The following is a 24,750-nucleotide window of genomic DNA, read 5'->3' on the forward strand; positions in this document are numbered from 1 at the left end:
AACTTACTCCTCGTATTAGCCTTCTAGTAAAAGATCTTCTGGGTTTTCAATTAATTCTTTAACAGTTTTCAAGAAGCCAACTGCCTCTTTTCCATCGATAATTCTGTGGTCATAAGATAATGCCACATACATCATCGGACGGTTTTCAATTGTATCTTTATCAATTGCTACCGGACGAGTTTGGATTGTATGCATACCAAGGATACCCGCTTGACGACCATTTAAAATTGGAGTGGACATTAATGAACCGAATACGCCACCATTTGTAATTGTGAATGATCCACCCTGAAGGTCGCTTAATGCTAATTTATTGTCACGAGCTTTTAAAGCTAAGCCTAAAATATCGCTTTCGATTTCAGCAAAGTTTTTGCGATCACAGTCACGTACAACTGGTACAACTAAGCCGTCTTCCGTTGATACAGCCACACCGATATCGTAGAATTTTTTCAAAACAAATTCATTGCCATCGATTTCTGAGTTCACATATGGATATTTCTTCAATGCAGCTACACAAGCTTTCGTGAAGAAAGACATAAAGCCAAGACGAACATCATGATCTTCGAAGAATTTGTCTTTTTTGCGTTTACGAAGATCCATAATCGCGCTCATATCAATCTCATTGAACGTAGTAAGCATCGCAGCTGTGTGCTGAACGTCTACTAATGTTTTCGCGATTGTTTGACGACGACGTGTCATGCGAACGCGCTCAACTGGTTTACCATCATCTTGCTTAGGAGCTGCTGCTTGTGGAGCTTTAGCTGCTTGTTGCGGTGCAGATGGTGCTGGTTGGTTAGAGAATGATGCTACATCTTGCTTGCGTACGCGCCCCATTGGATCTACTGTTGGTACTTCCGTTAGATCAATGCCTTTTTCACGTGCAAGCTTACGTGCTGCTGGAGAAGCAATTGGGCGTTGTTTTGACTCTTCTTGAGCAGGTTCAGCTTGTGGCGCTTCTTCTTGTTTAGCTTCTGCTTGAGGTGCTGCTTCAGCTACAGGGGCAGCTGCTGATCCACTTGCTCCTACTACCGCAATAACTTGACCAACTTCTACTGTGTCCCCTTCTTCTGCTTTTAATTCTGTGATAACGCCTGCTTCTTCAGAAATCACTTCAACGTTGACTTTATCTGTTTCTAATTCAACGATGAATTCTCCTTTTTCTACTTGATCTCCTGGTTGTTTCAACCATTGAGCAATTGTACCTTCTGTAATCGATTCTGCCAGCTCTGGAACTCTAATTTCAGCCACTTTCGTGTCCTCCTCTAATGTCTCATCAAATTTAAATGTAGTTTATTATTTAGAAGTGAGCGGAAAATTTAATCCGCCCACTCAGCTACTTACTTCGTTAATACTTCATTAAGAATACGTTCTTGTTCTTTCTTATGAACAATAGCATCCCCTACTGAAGGGCTTGAACGACGGCGACGACCGACGTAACGAACAGCTGTACCTTCTGGAGCCACATCGCGAAGTCTTGGATCAATATACGTCCAAGAACCCATATTTTGTGGTTCTTCTTGTAGCCATACTAACTCTTTCACATTTGTAAAGCGTGATAATAGAGCCGTGATTTCTTCTTTAGGGAATGGATAGATTTCTTCCACTCGAAGCACATGTAACCAATCAAGTCCTTCTGTTTTGCTAATTTGCTCAGCTAAATCGATAGAGACTTTTCCGCTACATAGAACGATTCTTTCTACCTTCTCTGGATTGCTTCCCAGTCTCGGCTCTTCCACTACTGGTTTAAATGAACCATTTGTGAATTCAGAAGCTTGAGACGCAGCTAAAGGATGACGTAGCAAGCTCTTAGGCGTCATAATGACTAACGGTCGCACTTCCTCTTTTTGAAGAATAGAAGCTTGACGACGAAGAATGTGGAAATATTGAGCAGTAGAAGAAAGATTCGCTACTGTCCAGTTGTTTTCCGCTGCACTTTGCAGGAAGCGCTCCATTCTTCCGCTTGAATGCTCTGGACCTTGTCCTTCATATCCATGCGGTAATAGCATAACAAGACCTGATTTTTGTCCCCATTTCGCACGACCTGATGAAACGAATTGGTCAAACATCACTTGTGCCATGTTAGCGAAGTCACCAAATTGTGCTTCCCAAAGAACTAACGTCTCTGGAGAGAAGACATTATATCCGTATTCATAGCCGACAACAGCTGTTTCTGTTAGCGGGCTGTTAATAACAACAAAGGATGAGTCCACACCTTCTAAATGATGAAGTGGTACATACTCTTCTCCTGATTTCTCATCATGTAAAACAAGGTTTCGATGAGCAAATGTACCGCGTTGAGCATCTTGTCCTGTTAAACGGATCGGCGTACCTTCTTTTAAAATCGAAGCAAAGGCTAACGTTTCCGCATGACCCCAATCGATATTTCCGTCTTTTTCAAATACATCTTCACGACGTTTTAAAATACGCTCTAGCTTTTTAAAGACATTTAAATCCTCTGGCCAAGTCAATAATTCATTGTTGACTTTATTTAGAGATTCTGTACTAACAGCTGTATCGCCTGTTGGAAGCTCTTTTTCAACGAATTTTGGCGGATTCATAATGATATCTGGATTTTCATCTTTTTTCGGAACCGTTTCGAATAAACCTTTTAATTTATTCTCGTTATCAATATTTAATTGATCGGCTTGCTCCTTCGTTAACACACCACGATCGATCAATTTATTTGCATAAATTTCTCTAGCAGTTGGGTGCTGACGAACCATTTGATACATCAGTGGGTTCGTTGTCATCGGCTCATCCATTTCGTTATGACCGAAACGACGGTAACCAATTAAATCAATCACAAAATCTTTTCCGAAGCGATTGCGGTAATCTACCGCCATAAGAGCAGCTGCTAAACAAGCTTCTGGATCATCTGCATTGACGTGTACAATTGGCACTTCGAATCCTTTCGCTAAGTCAGAAGCATAGCGAGTAGAACGTGAATCATAGCTTTCTGTCGTAAAGCCGATCATATTGTTGGCAATGATATGAATCGAACCGCCTGTTTGATAGCCAGGGATTCTACTCATATTGAACGTTTCACTGACGATTCCTTGTCCTGGGAATGCCGCATCACCATGGATAAGTACCGCAAGTGCTAGTTCAGTATTTTGCTCAGGTACACCGTTCTTTGTGCGCTCCTCTTGAGCAGCACGAGTGTATCCTGTAACTACCGGACTGACTACTTCTAAGTGAGAAGGATTGTTAGCCAACGTCACACGTGTAACAGAAGCATCTTCTTTATAATTGTGGTCTGCACCTAAGTGATATTTAACATCACCAGTCCAGCCATATGTAGTCATTTTCGTTGATCCTTCTGGAAGAAGATTTTTGCTTGGCGCATGCTGGAATTCAGCAAAGATCATCTCATAAGGTTTACCTAAAATATGCGCAAGTACATTTAGACGTCCACGGTGAGCCATTCCGATATTAATCGTCTTTGTTCCGTTCGCCGCAGAGGCGCGAACTACTTCATCAAGAAGAGGAACCATTGCGTCTAACCCTTCAATCGAGAAGCGCTTTTGTCCTACAAACGTTTTATGGATAAATTTCTCAAATCCTTCAACTTCAGTTAAACGATTTAACAACTGAACTTTTTGATCATTAGAGAATTTAGGATAATATTTTGTTGATTCAATTTGGTTTCTCAACCATTGCTTTTCTTCTAAGTCATGGACTTGGGCTAATTCAAAAGCTAGCTTATCTGTGTAGACTTTTTTCAAATGTTGGATTGCTTCTAATCCATTTGTCACATGTGCAGGCGCATCTGGACATAAGTATTTAACAGGGACATTTTTCAACTCTTCTTCTGTTAAATCGTATGTGCTTAATTCAATTCGCCGCGTGTCTTTGTTACGGTCATTTAATGGATTAATATCTGCCGCTAAGTGCCCAAAAATACGAATGCTATCCGCTAGTTTAATTGCGTTAAATAGCGTGTTTAAATCTCCTTGTGATGCAGGTACAGCTGTTTGACCACCTTCTGCCACTTGCTCATTAGCTACAGGTGCTCCCCATTCATCAAACATTTGTTTCAGCTCTGGATCCACTGATGTTGGATCCTCTAAATACTGTTCATATACTTCCATCACATATCCAAGGTTTGGTCCAAAGAATTTACTCCATGGATTCCCTTGGGCTGTCTGCATTTTCATTCTAAAAAACCTCCAACCATTTCGCCCATTAATTTTTACATTGAATAATTTTTTGTTCAGTTATTTTCTATGAATGAAGTGGCAGTAGAAAATAACGTTAAAGAAGTGAAAATAAAACCGCTTACAAGGACATCTTACCACTGAAGACTCATAAGTTAAAGTATTAACGCATAATTCAGCAATTTTTTATGAGATTTTCACACATACAAAAAATAGTGTCGAATTAAATATATTTACGAAACATTCGTTATATTAATATACTTTCTAATCCTACTGTTTTTTTGCTATTTCCCCGTATTTATAGAGCGGCATCTTTTTTTCATGTACCATCTTACTACTGTTGCTTAGAAATTCCAATCCTTTTTTATAAAAATCTTAAATTAAATCAGTAAGTTTTCATTTAGCTTGATTTTACCTGCTTTAAGGACGTTTTTTTCTGCTTTATACTCTTCACTCTATTCTTACTAATTTCCATATTTTCTAAACGTTTTCGTAAACAGCGAGACTTCTATTCATTAACTAAAAAAGAAGCTGCTCTAGAAAAGAGGACAACTTCTCTTTACAACTAAATAAACAAGTTGACGTTGGAATCTTCGGCTTGGCCGAGGTAAGCAGCGACACCGCCAATTTGAACGCCATCAATTAACTCATGTTCTCGAATTCCCATCACGTCCATACTCATCGCACAAGCTGTAATTTCAACTCCAAGTTCCATTGCTGTTGCCATTAGCTTCTCTAGACTGTCGACGTTTTTCTTCTCCATTACTGTACGAATCATTTTTGAACCCATTCCGCCCATGTTCATATTAGAAATCGGTAGCTGTTTCGGCCCGCGTGGCATCATTTTACTGAACATTTTTTCAATGAAGTCTTTTCCTTCTTGAGAAACCGCTTCTTCTCGGCGTAAAATATTTAATCCCCAGAAAGTAAAGAACATCGTGACTTTCTTGCCCATTGCTGCTGCGCCTGTAGCAATAATAAAGGAAGCAATCGCTTTATCAAGGTCTTGGTCAAATACCACAAGTGTCGCTCCTTTAGGACCGCTAGCTACTGATGGAATATTCGCTGTTTGCTCTTGATGAGCCGCTCCTTTTTGGACATATACGACAGTTGCTCCGTCCACCGTTTCATTTTTTAAGAAGGTGTTCCCTGTTTTACTACACCATGCTTTAATATCTGTAATGAAGCCTGGATCGGTTACTTTTACTTCTAACACTTCACGATCGTTCATTTTGTTCATCGTTTGGAACACTTGACTAATCGGTCCTGGACATTGAAGCCCCATACAATTTAATTGGACATCTACTTTAACATCACCTGTCATTGGCTGATTAGTTTGGGCCATCGGTTGTTGTTCACCTACTACTTTCGTTTGAATTGGTTGTTGCCGCTCTTCTTGATCGCGTTTCATGCTTGCATACATTTTATAGCCGCCGCTGACGTTATACACATCAAATCCATTTTCTTTTAATAGATTGGATGCTAAATATCCTCTTTGTCCTACTTGGCAGGAAACATACACAGGCTGATCTTTCGGAATTTCAATTAATCTCGTTTTCAACTCACCGAGCGAAATATTTTCACTTCCTTCTATATAACCCATTTCACGCTCTAACGGTTCACGAACGTCGATTACCGTTCCTTCTTTTGCAATAATCTCATCTACTTGCAGCACATGAGCAGGCTTTGCTTCTCCCTCTACAATATTGCCGGCTACATAACCGAGCATATTCACTGGATCTTTCGGCGTAGAGAAGGCAGGTGCAGAAATCAGCTCAAGGTCCTGTAGATCAAACACATTCATTTTTGCCTTAATCGCTGTCGCAATGACATCAATTCTTTTGTCCACGCCCGTTAATCCGATCGCTTGCGCACCGTAAATTTCTCCTGTTTCTGGATGGAACGTCATCTTCAATGTAATCGGGCTGCCCCCGATATAGTATCCTGCTTGAGAAGCTGGGTGAATATGCACCGCTTCATATGGAACATTTAGTGCTTGCAACGTCTTTTCGTTTCTACCTGTCGCAGCAACAGTTAAATCAAATAGCTTCGTTGCTATCGTGCCGATCGAGCCGCTATATGGCACGTTCTTTCCATAAATATGATCCGCTACAGCTCTTCCTTGACGATTCGTGAAAGAAGCAGACGGCAACTCACTAGCTTCAACCACATCACCAATGGCATAAATTACTGAATCCGTCGTTTGTAAGTGAGCGTTAACGTTCACTCCGCCATGTTCTCCTATTTCTAGTCCTGCTCGTTTCGCTAATTCACTTTCAGAGGTGAAGCCGATAGCGACGATCGTCATATCACTTGTTAGAACACTTCCATCCTGTAACGTTAATTGTTGCCCTTCATTGTCCATATGCTGAACTCGTTGACCTAAGACGACATTAATGTCTTGATCACGTAATTTTTGGTGTACAAGTGCGGCTATTTCTTCATCGAGAAATGATGCCAACTGCGAATGAGCTTCAACGACCGTCACTTGTAACCCACGCTTTTGTAAGTTTTCAGCGAGTTCAATTGCAGTCAAGCTTCCACCGAGAACGACAGCTTGAGTTGGTTCTTTTTCCTTCATCCAATTTTTAATCGCGTCCGCGTCGGGAATTGTCTTCAATGTAAATACATTGTTCGCTTGATCGATACCTGAAATATTAGGAACAATCGGAGTAGCACCTGTCGCTAAAATGAGCACATCATATGTTTCTTCATACTGCTTCCCCGTTTTCACATGTTTGGCCGTAATCGTTTGATTTGGGCGATCAATGTTTGTTACTTCTGTTTCAATACGAATGTCTAAATGATATCTTTTCGTCATTCCTTCTACGGTTTGGACCAGTAAGGAATCACGTTGTGGGACCATGTCACCAATATAATAAGGCAAGCCACAGCTCGCATAGGAAATGTATTCTCCTTTTTCAAACAAGATAATTTCTGCTTGTGGATCAATTCGACGCAAGCGTGCTGCCGCTGTTGCACCTCCAGCTGCTCCACCGATAATCACAATTTTCTTCATGTACGATTCCTCCATCCCTTTTATACATATAGGGGTATTTTAAATAACAAAAAAATTTCCCCTCACTTATTTTCTAATTGTATGTTAAACGCTTTTTTTGTTTTTGTCAAATACCCCATTGAGTATTTTTGTTTACAGATGTAACCTCGAAATAAATAAAAAGAATCCATTTCGAAAAAATCTTTGATCAAAATGGATTCTTCCCCAACAGATTTAAGTTTAGTTTTTATAAAAAAATTTGATTATTTCTATCTATGTTGTTCAACAATCACGCCCGATTATTGAAAGTACTCTAATGTAATCTATATGTTACCCATTATTGTTTTTTCTCTTCATAATTTCCCTTATGAAAAGTATTATAAATACAATGTACAAACAAATAGAAATTACACTAAACCAAGACCAATGGAGCAAAAAGTTATTTACGATGTCTAATACTATTAAAACTATAAATGCCTTTACAAACAATTTTTGATTCTTACTTTGACTGCTAGCTTTTTCAAAAAATAAGCCTATTATTACTCACCTCGATTTCTTCCCCTTACAAAAAGGTAGTCCCCAAACATTTGTGAAGTACAGACTTTCATAATCCTATCCCAACTTTAACATAAATATCTAATTTATTCTAAAACTACTATTCAATATTTTTACAAAATGGACCTTTCATCTTTTAAATAAAAAATGGAATTGGAGGGTAATCTCTTATATACAGCCACCCTCCAAATTCCATTTTAGATGAGATCATTCGCGCGCATACAAAGTCGGTTCCGGCAATAGTTTAGCAATCTCCTCTCGTCGCCCTTCATGAAATAGCTGAACAATTTGACTGCCAACAATTACTCCATCACCATGTTGCCCTAGCTCCTGCGCTTGCTCTTTTGAAGAAATACCAAATCCAGCAAGAACAGGTACTTTCGCTTCTACTTTAATGCGCTGCAAAAATTGATACACCTCCTCTTGAAAATTAGATCTTACCCCTGTAATTCCTTTAACCGTGACAGCATAAATAAATCCTTCTGCCCCTTCTGTGATGCGCTTGATTCGCTCAATTGGACTTGTTAAAGTCACTAAACGAATCAGGGCAAGATCATGTTGATCCAATGAAGGTTTTACTTCCTCCTCTTCTTCTAGCGGCACATCCGGAATAATTACACCGGATACTCCCGCCGATGCCGCATCATAAGCAAATTGTTCGACTCCATATCGGTAGACAGGATTGAAATACGTCATTAACACAAACGGAATGTGGAGATCATTTTTTATATTTCGTAGTTCATCTAATACTTTTTTCAAGGTCACTTGTTGCTGCAGGGCCCGTTTTCCAGCTTCTTGAATCACAGGGCCATCTGCTACTGGGTCTGAAAAAGGAATGCCTACTTCAATCAATGTGACTCCAATCTGTTGCAAATAAAGCATTTGATTCTTCAATTGATGTAAGCCGCCATCACCTGCCATAATATAAGCAACAAAGGCTTTTTTATTTCGTTCATTTAGCGTTTGAAAAGCGAATTTTATTTTTTCTTTACTCATTATATGATCCTCCTAATCTCTCTTGAATCGCTGCCACATCTTTATCTCCACGTCCCGATAAACAAATGACCACTGTCTCTTCTTTTGACATTGAAGCTACAAGCTTAACAGCATAAGCGACGGCATGAGAGCTTTCTAGCGCAGGGATAATGCCTTCTGTTTGCGTTAATAACTTAAAGCCATCTAGTGCTTCTTCATCAGCCACCGCTTCATAATTCACTCGGCCGATTTCCTTTAACAAGCTATGCTCAGGACCGACTCCTGGGTAATCTAATCCCGCCGAAATGGAATGCGCTTCTTGAATTTGACCAGCTTCATCTTGCAATACATACATTTTGCTGCCATGCAATACTCCGACAGAACCTTTCGTTAAGGACGCGGCATGTTGATCGGTTTCGATTCCACTCCCAGCAGCTTCCACTCCATATAATTGAACTTCTTTATCATCAATAAACGGGTAAAACATGCCCATCGCGTTACTTCCTCCACCGATACATGCGACGACCGCATTCGGAAGTCCATCTTCTTTTTCCAGCATTTGCGCTTTCGTTTCTTTTCCGATGACACTTTGAAAATCACGAACCATTTGCGGAAACGGATGCGGGCCAAGGACAGACCCCATAATATAATGGGTATCTTCCACATGAGAAACCCAATAGCGCAGAGCTTCATTCACTGCATCTTTCAACGTCCCGCTCCCTTGACTCACGCCAATCACTTTCGCTCCTAATAGCTCCATTCGGAACACGTTTAACTGTTGCCGTTTCATATCTTCTTCTCCCATAAAAATCACACATTCAAGATTCAGTAATGCACAGATCGTCGCTGTCGCCACTCCATGCTGGCCAGCGCCCGTTTCTGCTACGACTTTTCTTTTGCCCATTCGAAGCGCAAGCAACCCTTGGCCAATCGTATTATTAATTTTATGAGCCCCTGTATGATTCAAATCTTCGCGCTTTAAATAAATCTTCGCACCACCGATTCTTTTCGTTAAATTCCGTGCAAAATATAACGGATTTTCTCGGCCGACATAGTCTTTTAAGTAGCCGTTTAATTCTTCAACGAATGATGGATCTTGCTTCGCTTGTTCATACGCTTCTTCTAACTCAATCACTGCTTTCATTAATGTTTCTGGTACGTACCTTCCTCCAAATATTCCGAACTTCCCCTTTGAATCGGGTTGTGTATATACAGTCATCATTGACCTACTCCTTTCGCTTGATCGATAAATGCTTTCATTTTTGTCCAATCTTTCACACCGTTTGTTTCAACACCACTTGAGACATCAACCACCGCTGGATGAATCATTGTCATCGCTTCTTGTACATTATCAGGATGAAGACCACCTGCTAAAATGAGCCTTGTGCGATCAAAAGTTTCACTTGCAAGCAAACTCCAATTAAATGTCGTTCCATTTCCTCCTCGATACGGGCCTTTAGCGCTATCTAGCAATATTAAATCTGCTGGGTAAGCAAGCACCTCTTTCATTGAAAGCTGTGGTGAATAACTAAACGCTTTTATGACTGGACGCGTTAATTTTCTGGCGTATGCTGGTGACTCATCTCCATGTAGCTGAATGATATCGAGAGAAGCAGCCTCAGCGATTTCTTCTACTCGTTTGACATCCTCATTGACAAACACGCCTACTTTTAACGGTCCTTTGTATAAATGATTGGATATGGCAGCTGTTCGTTCAACAGACACTTGTCGCTTGCTTTCGGCAAAGACGAATCCAATATAATCCGCCCCTATTTGTTGGGCGTATATTGCGGTGTCCACGTCTTGAATCCCACAAATTTTCACCTTCACCTCACTCACCTCACAACCTAATTTTCAACTCATCGATCGTATGAGGAATGTCACTGCTTTTCATCAATGTTTCACCAACTAAAATCGCTCTTGCCCCTGCATCTCGAACACGCTCGACATCTTCCTTCGTTTGAATCCCACTTTCTGATACAAACACGATGTCTGGCTGATCATAAGCTTGAAGCAAGCGTTCAGTCGTCGCTAAATCGACTTGAAATGTATTTAAATCTCGATTATTAATGCCAATGATCTTGGCGTTGATGGCTAGTGCTCTTTCCATTTCTTCCTCATTATGCACTTCAAGCAGAACATCCAGCGCTCTTTCCTTCGCATACTCATATAGCTCCTGAAGTTGTTGTTGCTGAAGAGCTGCCGCAATCAATAAAATAACGTTCGCACCTGCTTGTTCCGCTCGATCGATTTGAATCGGATCGATAATAAAGTCTTTACAAAGAATCGGTCCATTCACCTTCTCACGAACGCTTCGCAAATCGTCCATCGTTCCTTTAAAAAACGGTTCATCGGTTAAAACGGAAATGGCATCTGCTCCACTACTTTCATACAACTGTGCCTGTTGTTGTGGATTAACATTTAAATTGATCGCTCCTTTAGAAGGAGAAGCTCGTTTAATTTCAGCAATCAGATTCATTGTGGTAGATTGCATACACGCTTCATACAAGGAAGCCTTTCTTCTATTTGAAGAGTTCACTTGTTTTTGAACATTCCCTTTCAACTGCTCAACTTCCTCTTTCTTTTTTGCTAATATTCTGTCTAATATAGTGATCGTCATCCTGTAATCCCTACTTTCTGCTGACGTTTTGAATGCTCAATTAAAAAGTGTAATTTCGATAAAGCCGCTCCTGAATCTATGCTTTCCTTCGCGAGCTGAATACCTTTTTGAATCGTTGATGCCTTTCCGTTCGCAAACAATCCAATACCTGCATTTAATAATACGGTATCGCGCGCAGCTCCTTTTTCCCCTTCTAGCACTCGTTTTAAAATATCCGCATTTTCTTTTGCTTCGCCGCCTCGAATCGCTTCTAAGTTGTATGTTGGTAATCCTACGTCTTCTGGAGTAATAATCATTTTTTTCGTTTTCCCTTCTTCCAACAACATCAGGTGGTTTTCACCAGCGAGGGAGGCTTCATCCATAAACCCTGCTCCATTAATGACCACTGCTCTTTTCCGCCCTAATCGATCGAGAACACTCGCCATCATATCAAGCATATCCCGGCGATAGATGCCGAGTAATTGCGTATCGAGCTCGACTGGATTCGTTAACGGCCCAATCAAATTAAAAATGGTTGGGATTTTCAAATCTCGCCGCACTTTCATCACTCGCTTTAACTTCGGATGAACATGAGGAGCGAACAAAAAGGCGATCCCATTTTCCTCTAATAAGTAATCAGTCTCTCCTTCTAAATAATCGAGGGAAATTCCTAAATGCTCGAGCACATCGGCACTCCCAGTTTTACTAGAGACGCTGCGGTTTCCGTGCTTCGCGACTTTCACTCCTGCCCCCGCAAGGACGAACGCCGATGTTGTGCTAATATTAAAGCTTTGTGAACCATCGCCTCCCGTTCCACAATTGTCCATCACATTCATGAACCGTTTGCTCGTTCCAAGCGAATTTTTTCTAAGGACGTTAACTAAAGAAGCGATTTCATCGACTGTTTCGCCCTTTGATTTTAACGCGACTAGAAAAGCGGCGATTTCTCCTTCCGTTGCCTCATCTTGTAAAATCTCTTCGATCGCATTCATCATTTCTTCTTCCTTAAGCGCTTGTTGATCGGCCAATTTGAGCAAATAGTTCTTCATATTTTTCTCCTTTCTGTACTGTTGAAAAAATTGCTGAACGAGCTCGCTGCCTGCTTTTGTCCCGATCGATTCTGGGTGGAATTGCAGTCCATACACCGGATACTCCTTATGACGAATCGCCATGATTTCTTCATCATCGGTAGAAACGGCCAACACCTCTAACTTTTGCGGTAAGGTCGCTTGATCGATAGACAAGGAATGATAGCGCATTACTGATAGCGGGCCATTAAAAGAGGAGAAAAGATCTTTCCCTTCGTGTTTAATCAATGACACTTTCCCGTGCTTGATCGTTTTCGCTTGCACGATATCCGCTCCAAACGCAGCCGCAATCGCTTGATGTCCAAGACAAATGCCTAAGATCGGAATGCGATGATAGAAGCTGCGAACGACTTCCATACAAATCCCCGCTTCTTTCGGCGTGCCAGGACCTGGTGAAAGCACAATCGCTTCCGGCGCCATTTTTTCAATCTCTTCAAGCGTACATTCATCATTGCGAATCACCCGTACATGCTTCCCTAAAGAAGCGATTTGTTGGTATAAGTTATACGTAAAAGAGTCGTAGTTATCGATTAATAAAATCATGATTTAACCTCCAATAATGCTTTCGCTTTATGCATCGTTTCTTCATACTCGGCTTTTGGGATCGAATCATACACAATCCCTGCGCCCGCTTGGACATACGCTTTATTTTCTTTGACAATCATCGTCCGGATCGCAAGGGCGAAGTCTAAATCGCCATTGGATGAAATATAACCGACCGCTCCGGCATATAATCCACGTTTCACACCTTCAAGTTCATTGATGATTTGCATCGCGCGAATTTTCGGAGCTCCTGATACTGTGCCAGCCGGTAAACAAGAGGATAGCGCTTCAACTGGGTGAATCTCTGCTTGAAGCGTGCCACTTACTTCTGACACGATATGCATCACATGTTTATATTTTTCAATCTTCTGATATTTCGTCAAATGAACGCTTCCGATTTCGCATACTTTCCCAAGATCATTTCGACTTAGATCTACGAGCATACGATGTTCAGCTATTTCTTTTTCATCATTGAGAAGCTCGGTTTCAAGCAATTGATCCTCCTGCTCGTTCGTCCCTCTTCGTCTTGTACCGGCGATTGGATTCGTGATCACCTTTTGACCTCTCACACTTATTAAACTTTCCGGAGAAGCGCCAAGTACTGTATAGTCTTTAAAATCTACGAAAAACATGTACGGAGAAGGATTCGACGTTCTTAGCTTTCGATACAAAGAAAAAGGATTGCCGGTAAATTCAGACGATAATCTTTGTGATAACACCACTTGAAAAATATCGCCGCGAATAATATGATCTTTCGCTTTGTTCACCATTTCGCTAAATTGTTGCTTCGTCAAATTGCCTTGGAACTGCAACGACTCGATTACCTCTACGGAAGGAGGGTTGGCCTGTATGCTGATCATTTGTTCATACTCAATGATCTCTTCTTCTAGTTCTGCTTCACTGCGATTACCGAAAAGATCAACGGCGACAATCGTCACTTTTTGCAGAAGATGGTCATACACCAAAAAAGTCGAATAAAACATAAAATGAACATCTGGCATCTGTAGCTCATCTTCCAATACATCACCAATCACTTCATCGAGAAACATGACATCATAACCGATATAACCGACTGCTCCGCCGAAAAAAGGAAAGGGTTGCGCTTCGTTTTGCACTTGTAGCATCTCTTTTAGCTGTTTCAAGCTATGGCCTTGGAATGGTTCGACCGTTTCTGATTGATGGTCAATCACCTCGATCGCTGTCCCTATCGCTCGATATTCTTTCGTTGGATTCATCCCTAAAAAAGAATAGCGCCCACTTTGTTCATGCTTATAAGAGCTTTCTAGTAAAAACTTTTTCTCCCCTTTCATTTGATGATAGAGCATAATCGGAGTTAACATATCTCCTTCAAGTTCTTTTAATTTATAATTCATCATCTTTCACCTCATTAATATTTGAAAATAAAAAAGTCCTCCATAGTCATGACATTTTCATAACTATGGAGGACGATCATACCGCGGTGCCACCTCACATTGGAGCGATATTGCTCCCTCTTTTACATCCCTGTTAACGGTGGAAACCGGGTAGTCATTTCCTTCTACCACTCACAAGTCCATTCAGTTAGCTTTCGCGTACCGGCTCTCACCTCTTCCGGCTCTCTGTTACGCATCTACCTAACTTACTCTTCTTGATCATCGAGTTATTATATTTATTAAAAAAACACAAAAAGACCCCCATCGCAAAGGACGGGAGCCGTGGTGCCACCTTTATTGATTGTTTACACAATCCACTCCATCTGCATCGAAGCTAAACGCTTATAATGCATGTCTTTTGTAACGATAAGACGTTCGCTAGAGCCTACTGCCAATACAGGGTTCGGTCTAGAAGCTCGGAAGGCCATTCACTATCACTCCTGCGCTGGTTCTCACCAACCACCAGCTCTCTGAAGCATTCATGATAACTACTCTTCTTCGTCAATGCTCATTTCATGTACGATCAAATTGTTGAAATAATCATATTACATAAACATTTAGGAAGTCAACTGTTTTTTCTAAAAAAATTATTCGAAATTATTCTTTTTTCGTGATTTTCTACAAAAAATGTATATCCTTAATACAAAATTAATAGTAAAATACACCTTATATAAGCGAGGTGTTTATATGACAGTTTATGTCGCTAGGCAACCAATATTTAATAACAATGAAGAAACGGTCGCCTATGAATTACTTTACCGCAATCAAAAGGGACAAGCATTTGCAAATATCACAAACGGTGATCAAGCCACATTAGAATTATTAAAAAACAGCTTACTCAATATTGGAATTGATCGATTATCTGAGGGCAAGATGCTGTTTATTAACTTTACCGAAAATTTATTGTTGATTGACCCGCCTTCATTTTTAGAAAAACGTAAAATTGTTATCGAGATTTTAGAGGATGTTGAATCTTCCGAAAAACTGATCCGATCTTGTCAGAAACTAAAAGAAAAGGGCTACACACTCGCCCTTGATGATTATGTTTTACATAAAAAAAACAAACAATTAGTTCCACTCGTTCATATTATCAAAGTCGACTTTTTGCAAACACCGAAACATGAGCGCCAACGAATGATGAAAGAATTGCAATCATATAATGTTCGTTGGCTGGCTGAAAAAGTAGAGACGAGAGAACAGTTTCAACAAGCAATAGAAGAAGGCTTCTCTTTATTTCAAGGATTTTTCTTTTCCAAACCCGCTTTACTTAGCGGAGATCCAATACCGGAATTTTATAATAATTACGCAGTAATTTTAAATGAAATGACTACGATTTCACCAGATATCAAAAAAATCGCTCAGCTCATTGAAGGAAATTTATCGCTGTCTTATCAGCTGCTCAAGCTATTAAATAAAACAGCCTTCATTCAAAGGGAAAAAGTCAAAACGATTCATCAAGCGATTATGCTCATCGGGTTAGACGAATTAAAAAAGTGGATTACTTTTATCATGATGAATGCGAATAAACAAATGTGTTCCGAAGAGGTGATGCGAACCTCTCTCGTTCGAGCAAAAACACTTGAACAATTAGCCAGGAATTATTTTCTAGATCAACCTGCTTCACAGTTTTTCCTGCTCGGTATGTTCTCCATGATCGATGCACTTTTAGGGAAACCGATGGAAAATATTTTAGCCGAATTACCGATCGACCTTGAGATAAAAGAAGCTTTATTGTTAAAAGAAAACCACTTTTCTAAAGCTCTACAGTTGATTAAATCTGTAGAAACAGGCAACTGGTTAGTAGCAAGTGACTTTTGCTCACAGCTACAATGGGAAGAAGATGTACTGTTCACCTGTTACAACGAAGCGATCCGATGGAGTGATCAACTATTAGAAAAAACACCAAGCTGAAATTAAGCTCGGTGTTTTTCTCGTTTCGTTGTCGTAAAAAATGTCACTAGAACAAATACAATGAATGAAATGAGGATAGGTAAGACGACCGTATGCATTCCTAACGCATTTGGATAAAAAGAATGGAATAAAATATAAGATAACATCCCTGAAATCATCGAAGCGACCGCACCTGCTCCATTGGCTCTCTTCCAATACAACGCAAAAATTATCGACCAAATAAAGACCGCCTCTAATCCACCAAATGAAAATAAATTTAACCAAATGATCAAATTCGGTGGATTCAAGGCCACAACAAAGACGATGATACCAATGATGGCTGTGACCCACAAACTAAGCGTTTTAATCTTCTTTTCCTCTGCGTGTTTATTGATAAAATGTAAGTATAAATCTTTAATAATCGCTGAAGAAACGAGCAAAAGCAAAGAATCAACTGTTGACATAATCGCCGCCATCGGAGCGGCAAGTACAATCCCCGCTAACCAATCGGGCATAATCGTCATCGCAAGCTCCGGCATGACTTTGTCACCGACTGTAATTCCTGGAACGATCGCTCGGGCCATCACTCCGATCAAATGCATCCCTAACATAATGACACCAACGACAACCGTTCCGATGATCACCGCTCGATGCATCGCCTTGGCATTTTTATAACTCATCGCTCGAACGGCCACTTGTGGGAGACCAACGACCCCAACACCGACTAAAATCCAAAATGAGGAGATAAACAATGGCGTTAAACTTTGATCATGTCCATACGGAGTAAGTAAATTCGGATTCTCCTCTCGAAGCGTCCCCATAATGTTCTCCATACCTCCACCTGCTTTTAAAGCCGCAATGAATAAAATGAACGTTCCTACAACCATGATGATTCCTTGAACCATGTCCGTAATCGCTACCGCTCGAAAGCCACCGATAATGACATAAATTAAGACCGAAACCGCAAAAATGATTAACGCGGTCGTATACGAAAGGCCTGTCATCGACTCGACTAACCGAGCACCACCAATCCATTGAGCCGCCATCGCCGAAAATAAAAAGATAATAATACTAACAGCCGCCAACACAACAACAAGTTGGCTTTTATAGCGAGCATAGAGAAAATCGACCAATGTAATCGCCTCATATTGCCGGGCCATAATCGCAAACTTCTTCCCTAAAATCATCAGCACAAAATAGCCAGTCGCTACTTGACTCATCGCAAGAAGCACCCAGGCTAATCCGTAGTTATAAGCCGCACCTGGACCACTTAAAAAACTAGAGGCACTTCCATACGTCGCTGCCATCGTCATCGCCAAAATAAATCCTCCGAGCTCCCTGCTTCCTAGAAAATATTCCTGAACAAACGAAGACGAGCTTTGCACATACTTCGACGCATAGATGCCAATGCAAAAGATAATAATTAAAAATAATAATAAAGGCAAAATGACCGCCATGTTCACAGTCGATCACCATCCTCATCAAAAGGCACTTCTTTAAAGAATACCTTTACAACAACCGTAACGAGCACCACCATTAGCACAAGTCCGACGACACAGCTATAAAAAAACCAAGCTGGTAATCCTAATACATATGTATACTCCTCCACTGGCGCTGCCCCAAGCCCAAACGCAAAGCCATACCACCAAATGAAGTTAATGATCACTAAAACGATCCCAATCCAAGCCTCTTTTTTAGCGATCACAAAACGTGGATCTTGTCTATTCTTCAATCCGTTTTCCCCCTTTTTCTCTCTAAAACAGTATGAATGACAGCCCTTTGTTTACCTTACGATAAGGATTTGTAGGATGCAATACAGTTTTTTGGAAACAGGGGAAAAATTCATCTCCATTGCTCGACAAATTCTGTAAGTAACGGATTGACTTCTGTCGAAAATTTCGATGGTAGCTGGTGAGTGGCTTGTTCAATGAACACGACCTGGCTGTTTGGCATCGTTCGATAGTAGCGACTGTACTTATTAACAACCGGTGATTTCCCTCCATACAATGATAATACAGGTAGCTGCCAAGAGGACAATTGACTCGTAAAGTCACTATGTAAAGACAATTGATAAAATCGTTTCCATAGATGACGATCCGCTTTCATCATCGCTTGATGCATCAACTTCTTCTCCTCTTTCCTCTCAAAATGGCTGCTTGAAATCATTTTTGCGAGTATTGAAGGAGCCTTTTCTGCAAGTTGAATACCGACTCGATGCTCCGCTTTAAATAAAAAATCAGCCACTTTTGGATATCCACTAGCAAGGATCAGCCCCTTCACTTTATTCGGATAAGCAAGGGCATACTGTTGAACGATCGTGCCTCCTGCTGAATAACCAAATAAAAAGATTTTTTCTTCTTTCACCGCCGATTGAACGGCTGAAATGTCTTGTACAAAGCTGTTCATATCGCCTAATACAGAGGATTCACTATGGCCATGCCCGTTTAAATCGATCAAGATCAACTTCATTTTCTCCTTTAAAGGATACTGTTTACAAAAAACGAACTGACTCATACCTGGTGGGTGAACGAAAAGAACCGCAGGCCCCTCCCCTGCTGTCTCATAGTAAATTCGGCGATTTTCGATTTCAGCATAAGGCATATAAAACACACCCTTTCCTTTTCTCTTAGTATGAACATTGCTTACTAGACGATACAAAAAAGGAAAAGCCCCTCATGGACTTTTCCTTTTTATACGTATTGAATGCCGTTCTTTTCAATTTGTAATTGTTGAACATCACAATCTTGAAACACCTGGCGAAAGATGTCAGCGACCTTTTTTCCTTTGCCGACTGGAGCAAAAGTTAAAATCGTCGGACCTGCTCCACTAATCACAGTGGCATAAGCCCCGGCTTCTTTCGCTAGCTTTCTAGCGTCTGTAAACTCTTTGATGAGCACTGTCCGATAAGGCTCATGAAAAAGATCTTTTTCCATCATTTGACCAGCCAATGGGTAGTTTTTAACAGATAAGGCTGCTAGCAATACATTAGCGACTGCACTTGCCTCCACAGCTTGCATTCTTGTAAAGGCATCGGGAAGCACCCGACGAGCATCCTCTGTTTTTAATTCATATGGAGGTATAATGACGACAAGATCCATTTCTGGTGCAGGAAGATGAACGATCTCTGCTTCCTCGCTAATGGATACACCTGCCACCATTCCACCAAATATAGAGGCACCGATATTATCTGGATGCCCTTCGAATCGATTGCCGATTTTTAATTTCTCTTCTTTTGACAGCTGCAAGTTCGCGTAACAATCAGCAATTTCAATGCCCGCTGCAATCGCTGCAGCACTGCTTCCTAACCCGCGAGCGAGTGGGATTTCACTCTCCATCACGATCTGTAACGGCGGTAAATCCGCACCATATGTATCAGCTGTTTGTTTCGCCACTTGATACACTAAATGACTTTCGTCGTTTGGAAGGCCCGCTAAAATCTCGGATCGATGTTCAAACGACCATGATTCTGCTGGAGTGATATGAAGGGTTAAATAAAGATTAAAAGCAAGGCCGAGGGAATCGAACCCCGGCCCTAAGTTAGCCGTGCTAGCCGGCACCTTCATCGTTACAGGTGCTACACTCATGCACGAACCACTCCTTCAATATAATCAAACACAGCTTTCTCATCGTTCGGAAGGACAACTGGCTTTTTCGTAATGCGCTCGATCGCTGTTTGTGGGTCCTTTAAGCCGTTTCCAGTTAACACGGCCGCAATCGTTGCGCCAGCTGGAATGTCGCCTGATTTACGATGCTTAATGATGCCGGCAATCGATGCACAAGAAGCCGGCTCTGCAAAGATTCCTTCTTCTTTCGTGATCATTTCAAACGCTTCTAAAATTTCTGCATCCGTCACTAAATCAATTTTTCCGCCAGACTCATCGCGCGCTGCTACTGCTTTATCCCAGCTCGCAGGGTTTCCGATACGAATCGCTGTGGCAATCGTTTCTGGTTGCTCAATCACCATGTCCTTCACGATCGCTGCTGCCCCTTCTGCTTCAAAGCCGTGCATTTTCGGAAGACCTGTGCCAAATTTTTCGTGATATTCTTTGAAGCCTTTCCAGTAAGCCGTAATGTTCCCTGCATTTCCGACTGGAATCGCTAAAATATCAGGCGCTTTTCCTAATTGGTCACAAATTTCAAATGCCGCTGTTTTTTGCCCTTCAATCCGATAAGGATTCACAGAATTTACTAGTGTAATCGGCGAATTTTCGCTAATTTGACGCACCATTTTTAATGCTTCATCAAAGTTTCCTTCAATCGAAACAATCTCCGCTCCATACATCATCGCTTGAGCGAGCTTACCCATCGCAATTTTCCTTTCAGGAATGACGATAATCGCACGCATACCGGCACGAGCAGCATAAGCGGCTGCCGCTGCTGATGTATTTCCTGTTGAGGCACAAATGACCGTATTGCTACCTTCTTCCTTCGCCTTCGCAACCGCCATCACCATCCCACGGTCTTTAAAGGAGCCTGTCGGATTCGTACCTTCTGTTTTTACATAAATGTTAACATCTAATTTTTTTGAAATATTCACTAGCGGAATTAATGGTGTATTTCCTTCCATTAAAGATAACGCTGGTGTATTTTCTGTTACAGGTAAAAATTCTTTATACTTTTTAATTAAGCCTTCCCACATCATTTTGCACCGTTCCCTTCGACTCTGTAAAAGCTCTCAAGTGATTGTACTACACCTAAATCCTTCATTTGATCTAATACGTTTTGATAGTTTTCCATAGAAGCTTTATGCGTAACAATCACAATTTCTGCCAAACCTTCTTCCTCAAGCGGTAATTGAAGAATTTTCTCAAAACTGATGGAGTTAGAAGAGAATAGCTTCGTTAATTCTGAAAAAGCCCCGACTTCATCACGCACATGTAAACGAATGAAATACTTTGCAAATCGTTCATTCGATGTTTTCAATTGTTTTTCAAATTGCGGTGCTAACGCACTATGTCCATTCACACCGAGACGCATATTTTTCACAACAGCAACGACGTCACTAACGATAGAAGTCGCTGTCGGAAGACTTCCAGCACCCGGTCCGTAAAACATCGTTTCGCCAACAGCTTCTCCATATACGTATACGGCATTATACTCATCATTGACAGAAGCAAGTGGATGATCATTTGATAAAAATGTTGGCTGTACACTAACTTCTGCGCGAGATTGATCTTGATCAGCGTAACCAATCAGTTTCATCGTATAACCAAGTGTATTTCCGTATTTTAAATCTTCCTTGGACACACTAGAAATACCGCTCACTGATACATCATCAAGCTCAATATTCATCGAGAAGGCTAAGCGAGCTAAAATCGCCATTTTACGAGCGGCATCTAGCCCTTCGACGTCAGACGTCGGGTCCGCTTCGGCAAAGCCTAAATCTTGAGCATCTTTTAACGCTGTCTCGTACGCTAAACCGTCTTTCGTCATTTTCGTTAAAATATAGTTTGTCGTTCCGTTGACGATTCCCATAATTTTTTGGATTTTATCTGATGCCAAACCATCAGCCAATCCTTTAATAATCGGAACGCCACCAGCGACACTCGCTTCATAAAATAAGTCGCAGCCATTTTCTGCGGCTACTTTTTGCAATTCAGAACCGTAAAGAGCAATTAAATCTTTGTTTGCCGTTACGACTTGCTTCTTCGCATTTAACGCATCGATGATATATTGGCGAGTTTCTTCCACTCCACCCATAACTTCTACGATTACATCGATCTCTGAATCATTAATTACTTCATATGGATCAGTTGTGAGGAGAGTTTGAGCTAATTCCACATCACGAGATTTTCCGATGTTTTTGACTAATACTTTTTTAATGGATACAGGGCATCCTACTTGATGAACAAGCTGCTCTTGGTGATGCTGAATCATCTTTACTACCCCTGTTCCAACCGTACCTAATCCTAATAAGCCTACCTTTACGTTGTCTTTCACTATTCCTCACCTCTGTGTATTTTTAAAGTGTACATTTGTTTTTCTATAGTAGACATTATATATGGATTACTTACCTTTGACAACCTATTATTTCAGTAAAATATAATATTTTGCTTTTTTCTAAATTTTATAGAAAAAACATTGGAGATTCAAGTGATTTCTAGCTAGTTTGATCACGTTTTTCACATGATGTTGATGATTCTTTTTTCCCTCAAAATGGATTTAATAAAATAGCGGCGCATAGACAATATAAAAGCGTACCATGACTACTTTCAAAAAGGGGAAATGACAAATGCCACAACAGCAAGCACAAATCGATATTAATCAATTGAAGCAAGCGAAAGCGAATGCCGCACTAACACAAGAATTACTGACACAAGCAATTGAAAAATCCTCCTCTGACGAAATATTAGCCCAAGAAGCGCTAAAACAGGCCGCTACTGAAATTGCTCAAGCTCAAACGACCATCAGCCAAGTACAAAGTGCCTTGTTAACTCAGGCAAATTCAAAATCTTAATGCTCTCTAGGCTGTCTAAAAAGTCCAATCTCGACTAATAAACACACAAATTAAACCTCAAGGATGTTGATTTAACAGTATTCTTGGGGTTTAGCTTCTTCACTTTTTGGGCTAAATCATCCCTTTTCGGACAGCCCCATCTTTTTTCCACTTTCAATCCTCTAACTTTTAGATCGCCCTTATCAAATTATTGATAAAGAGCAAACAAACATCGAACCCACATTGATAATCAAATAAAGCCTGAAGTAAGAAATTGAGTACAAAAAATATATTTTTGTGTATTATTACTAAAAAACATCTGTATTTTTGTACAGATTTCTATAGAATCGAAAAAGTTGTAGATTTATAATTTAAAAAATTCGCAAAATTTAAATATCATAGGAGGTTATGCGATGAATATTCTAGAAAAAGATAGGCAAGAGGTTACGTTAGTAGAAGGAAAGAAAAAGTTATCTGATCGGTTCTTAGATGCCATTGAACGATCAGGCAATAAACTTCCTGATCCAGTTACATTGTTTGTCATCATGTCTTTCATCATTTTAGTTGCTTCTTATTTTTTATCGAAATTAGGCGTTTCTGCTGTTACTCCTGGTAGTGGTGAAGTGATTGAAGCGGTGAATTTATTAAATCGCGAGGGACTTATTCAAATACTAACTAACATGGTTGGAAACTTCACATCTTTCCCGCCTTTAGGTTTAGTGATTGTCATTATGCTTGGCGTTGGACTCGCTGAATCAACTGGACTTATTTCTGCCTTAATGAAAAGAACCGTACTAAGTGCCCCTCCTTCTCTTATTTTACCGGTCATTGTATTTACAGGGATGATTGGTAATATTGCTGTAGATGCTGCGTTTATCGTTCTTCCTCCGATCGCTGCCTTGATCTTTATGAGCGTTGGCAGAAACCCGATCGTTGGACTAGTTGTCACATACGCTTCTGTAGCTGGTGGATATAGCGCTAATTTGTTAATTAACTCCCTTGATGTTTTACTAGCAGGATTAACCGAACAAGCAGCTAAAATGGTTGACCCTACTTATGTAGGCAATGCTACGATGAACTATTATTTCTTAATTGCCTCTAGTTTCTTCTTAGTCATTATAGCTACATGGGTGACCGTTAAATTCGTGGAACCTCGGTTTGGAAAATTTGCAGGAACTGTAGAAAAGCTTGAAGAAATTACTTCGGCAGAAAAGCGCGGTTTAAGATTGGCAAGTATTTCGTTTATTGTATATATCGGTCTGATATTAGTTTTAATCATTCCGGAAAATGGATGGCTCCGTGACGCGGAAACGGGCTCACTGCTAAATTCACCGTTTATGTCATCGCTTGTGCCAATTATGTTGTTCTTCTTCTTTATTCCAGCGTTAGCTTATGGCATTGGGGCAAAGACATTAAAAAGTGATAAAGATGTCGCAGAAAAAATGTTTAAATCCATTGCTGATTTAGCTCCTTTTATCGTACTAGCCTTTGTCGCGGCTCAAATGATTGCTTTCTTTAGTTGGAGTAATTTAGGACCGATCATTGCTATTAAAGGCGCGGAGCTTCTACAAGCGATGAATTTTACAGGTTTACCTATGATTATCGGTTTTATTATTATTTGCGCATTTATTAATCTACTTATTGCCAGCGCTTCTGCTAAATGGGCTTTGTTAGGACCTATTTTCGTGCCAATGTTTATGTATTTAGGCTATAGCCCGGCATTTACCCAAATGGCTTATCGAATTGGTGATTCTGTTACTAACCCGATTACGCCTATGCTAGCCTATTTTGCCATTTTACTAGCATTCGCACGAAAATTCGATAAATCGATTGGCATGGGAACGTTAATCTCCGCCTTATTACCGTACTCTTTTTTCTTTGCTATTGGCTGGATCATCATGTTTGCCGCTTGGTACTTTTTAGGACTACCAGTAGGACCAGGAGACCCAATTTTCTTAAAATAAAAATGATAAAGTGAACCTTCAATCTGTGGGGGGGTTCTTCATCCCCCACAGATTGTTAGGTGAACAAATCGGGCTTTTACGGGCTGTTGATCTCCCACCTACATGTCTGCGCTCTTTCTGCCCTGTTGAGGTGGGA

18 protein-coding genes and 2 other annotated features are annotated in these 24,750 nt (G+C 40.6%); of the genes, 3 read left to right on the forward strand and 15 right to left on the reverse strand.

Features of this window, described 5'->3' with window-relative positions; translation table 11 throughout:
- Nucleotides 1–15 precede the first annotated feature (15 nt).
- From odhB to trpE, 9 genes are all read right to left on the reverse strand, one after another.
- On the reverse strand, nucleotides 16–1,245 hold the full coding sequence (gene odhB, locus ACSVDJ_RS09075; protein WP_439168184.1) for a 2-oxoglutarate dehydrogenase complex dihydrolipoyllysine-residue succinyltransferase: 1,230 nt from the start codon (nucleotides 1,243–1,245) through the stop codon (nucleotides 16–18).
- An 89-nt stretch (nucleotides 1,246–1,334) separates the two neighbouring features.
- Nucleotides 1,335–4,154 (reverse strand): 2-oxoglutarate dehydrogenase E1 component, encoded by a 2,820-nt coding sequence (locus ACSVDJ_RS09080; protein WP_439168186.1) that lies wholly within the window; start codon nucleotides 4,152–4,154, stop codon nucleotides 1,335–1,337.
- A 565-nt stretch (nucleotides 4,155–4,719) separates the two neighbouring features.
- Entirely contained in the window at nucleotides 4,720–7,173 is a 2,454-nt protein-coding gene (locus tag ACSVDJ_RS09085) for an FAD-dependent oxidoreductase (RefSeq protein WP_439168188.1), read from the reverse strand.
- A 741-nt stretch (nucleotides 7,174–7,914) separates the two neighbouring features.
- Complete coding sequence (gene trpA / locus ACSVDJ_RS09090) at nucleotides 7,915–8,703, reverse strand: tryptophan synthase subunit alpha (protein ID WP_439168189.1); 789 nt, start codon at nucleotides 8,701–8,703, stop codon at nucleotides 7,915–7,917.
- Nucleotides 8,696–9,904, reverse strand: coding sequence for a tryptophan synthase subunit beta (trpB, locus tag ACSVDJ_RS09095; RefSeq protein ID WP_439168190.1), 1,209 nt, complete (start codon nucleotides 9,902–9,904; stop codon nucleotides 8,696–8,698). Before trpB ends, trpA begins: the two co-directional genes overlap by 8 nt.
- Nucleotides 9,901–10,512, reverse strand: a complete 612-nt coding sequence (locus tag ACSVDJ_RS09100) for a phosphoribosylanthranilate isomerase (RefSeq protein ID WP_439168191.1) — start codon at nucleotides 10,510–10,512, stop codon at nucleotides 9,901–9,903. Before ACSVDJ_RS09100 ends, trpB begins: the two co-directional genes overlap by 4 nt.
- A gap of 10 nt (nucleotides 10,513–10,522) precedes the next feature.
- Nucleotides 10,523–11,302, reverse strand: coding sequence for an indole-3-glycerol phosphate synthase TrpC (gene trpC / locus ACSVDJ_RS09105; protein WP_439168192.1), 780 nt, complete (start codon nucleotides 11,300–11,302; stop codon nucleotides 10,523–10,525).
- Complete coding sequence (locus ACSVDJ_RS09110; protein WP_439168193.1) at nucleotides 11,299–12,912, reverse strand: bifunctional anthranilate synthase component II/anthranilate phosphoribosyltransferase; 1,614 nt, start codon at nucleotides 12,910–12,912, stop codon at nucleotides 11,299–11,301. The genes trpC and ACSVDJ_RS09110 overlap by 4 nt, the downstream gene beginning before the upstream one ends.
- A complete protein-coding gene (gene trpE / locus ACSVDJ_RS09115; protein ID WP_439168194.1) occupies nucleotides 12,909–14,288 on the reverse strand; it encodes an anthranilate synthase component I in 1,380 nt (459 codons plus the stop codon). Before trpE ends, ACSVDJ_RS09110 begins: the two co-directional genes overlap by 4 nt.
- Nucleotides 14,289–14,350: 62 nt before the next feature.
- Nucleotides 14,351–14,556: a binding site (T-box leader), on the reverse strand.
- 34 nt (nucleotides 14,557–14,590) lie between these two features.
- Nucleotides 14,591–14,838, reverse strand: a binding site (T-box leader).
- 173 nt (nucleotides 14,839–15,011) lie between these two features.
- On the opposite strand from trpE, the gene ACSVDJ_RS09120 reads away from it, so the two are divergent.
- Entirely contained in the window at nucleotides 15,012–16,235 is a 1,224-nt protein-coding gene (locus ACSVDJ_RS09120) for an EAL and HDOD domain-containing protein (protein WP_439168195.1), read from the forward strand.
- 2 nt (nucleotides 16,236–16,237) lie between these two features.
- On the opposite strand, the gene panF is transcribed toward ACSVDJ_RS09120, so the two are convergent.
- From panF to ACSVDJ_RS09150, 6 genes are all read right to left on the reverse strand, one after another.
- A complete protein-coding gene (panF, locus tag ACSVDJ_RS09125) occupies nucleotides 16,238–17,677 on the reverse strand; it encodes a sodium/pantothenate symporter (protein WP_439168197.1) in 1,440 nt (479 codons plus the stop codon).
- The gene (locus tag ACSVDJ_RS09130) at nucleotides 17,674–17,946 is read right to left on the reverse strand and encodes a YhdT family protein (protein ID WP_439168199.1); all 273 of its coding nucleotides are present in this window, start codon (nucleotides 17,944–17,946) and stop codon (nucleotides 17,674–17,676) included. The genes panF and ACSVDJ_RS09130 overlap by 4 nt, the downstream gene beginning before the upstream one ends.
- A gap of 110 nt (nucleotides 17,947–18,056) precedes the next feature.
- On the reverse strand, nucleotides 18,057–18,815 hold the full coding sequence (locus ACSVDJ_RS09135) for an alpha/beta fold hydrolase (protein WP_439168200.1): 759 nt from the start codon (nucleotides 18,813–18,815) through the stop codon (nucleotides 18,057–18,059).
- Nucleotides 18,816–18,904: 89 nt separating this feature from the next.
- On the reverse strand, nucleotides 18,905–19,798 hold the full coding sequence (thrB, locus tag ACSVDJ_RS09140) for a homoserine kinase (protein WP_439168201.1): 894 nt from the start codon (nucleotides 19,796–19,798) through the stop codon (nucleotides 18,905–18,907).
- Nucleotides 19,795–20,853, reverse strand: a complete 1,059-nt coding sequence (gene thrC, locus ACSVDJ_RS09145) for a threonine synthase (protein ID WP_439169056.1) — start codon at nucleotides 20,851–20,853, stop codon at nucleotides 19,795–19,797. Before thrC ends, thrB begins: the two co-directional genes overlap by 4 nt.
- Nucleotides 20,853–22,154 carry a homoserine dehydrogenase gene (locus ACSVDJ_RS09150; RefSeq protein ID WP_439168202.1) on the reverse strand — a complete coding sequence of 434 codons (1,302 nt, stop codon included), beginning with the start codon at nucleotides 22,152–22,154 and terminating at the stop codon, nucleotides 20,853–20,855. Before ACSVDJ_RS09150 ends, thrC begins: the two co-directional genes overlap by 1 nt.
- 292 nt (nucleotides 22,155–22,446) lie before the next feature.
- Here ACSVDJ_RS09150 and ACSVDJ_RS09155 point away from each other — a divergent pair, with 292 nt between their 5' ends.
- Together ACSVDJ_RS09155 and ACSVDJ_RS09160 are read left to right on the forward strand one after the other, a co-directional pair.
- Nucleotides 22,447–22,671 (forward strand): hypothetical protein, encoded by a 225-nt coding sequence (locus ACSVDJ_RS09155; protein WP_439168203.1) that lies wholly within the window; start codon nucleotides 22,447–22,449, stop codon nucleotides 22,669–22,671.
- A 392-nt stretch (nucleotides 22,672–23,063) separates the two neighbouring features.
- Nucleotides 23,064–24,614, forward strand: a complete 1,551-nt coding sequence (locus tag ACSVDJ_RS09160; RefSeq protein ID WP_439168205.1) for an AbgT family transporter — start codon at nucleotides 23,064–23,066, stop codon at nucleotides 24,612–24,614.
- The last annotated feature ends 136 nt before the right edge of the window (nucleotides 24,615–24,750 follow it).

This window comes from Bacillus sp. Hm123, from assembly GCF_051842975.2.
Taxonomy (GTDB): Bacteria; Bacillota; Bacilli; order Bacillales; family Domibacillaceae; genus Bacillus_CE.

Excerpts from the sequence above, each read along its gene's own strand:
- ACSVDJ_RS09080 (WP_439168186.1), bottom strand. The coding sequence starts at position 4,154 with ATGAAAATGCAGACAGCCCAAGGGAATCCATGGAGTAAATTCTTTGGA.
- ACSVDJ_RS09085 (WP_439168188.1), bottom strand. The coding sequence starts at position 7,173 with ATGAAGAAAATTGTGATTATCGGTGGAGCAGCTGGAGGTGCAACAGCG.
- trpA (WP_439168189.1), bottom strand. The coding sequence starts at position 8,703 with ATGAGTAAAGAAAAAATAAAATTCGCTTTTCAAACGCTAAATGAACGA.
- trpB (WP_439168190.1), bottom strand. The coding sequence starts at position 9,904 with ATGATGACTGTATATACACAACCCGATTCAAAGGGGAAGTTCGGAATA.
- trpC (WP_439168192.1), bottom strand. The coding sequence starts at position 11,302 with ATGACGATCACTATATTAGACAGAATATTAGCAAAAAAGAAAGAGGAA.
- ACSVDJ_RS09110 (WP_439168193.1), bottom strand. The coding sequence starts at position 12,912 with ATGATTTTATTAATCGATAACTACGACTCTTTTACGTATAACTTATAC.
- trpE (WP_439168194.1), bottom strand. The coding sequence starts at position 14,288 with ATGATGAATTATAAATTAAAAGAACTTGAAGGAGATATGTTAACTCCG.
- ACSVDJ_RS09120 (WP_439168195.1), top strand. The coding sequence starts at position 15,012 with ATGACAGTTTATGTCGCTAGGCAACCAATATTTAATAACAATGAAGAA.
- ACSVDJ_RS09135 (WP_439168200.1), bottom strand. The coding sequence starts at position 18,815 with ATGCCTTATGCTGAAATCGAAAATCGCCGAATTTACTATGAGACAGCA.
- thrB (WP_439168201.1), bottom strand. The coding sequence starts at position 19,798 with ATGAGTGTAGCACCTGTAACGATGAAGGTGCCGGCTAGCACGGCTAAC.
- thrC (WP_439169056.1), bottom strand. The coding sequence starts at position 20,853 with ATGTGGGAAGGCTTAATTAAAAAGTATAAAGAATTTTTACCTGTAACA.
- ACSVDJ_RS09155 (WP_439168203.1), top strand. The coding sequence starts at position 22,447 with ATGCCACAACAGCAAGCACAAATCGATATTAATCAATTGAAGCAAGCG.
- ACSVDJ_RS09160 (WP_439168205.1), top strand. The coding sequence starts at position 23,064 with ATGAATATTCTAGAAAAAGATAGGCAAGAGGTTACGTTAGTAGAAGGA.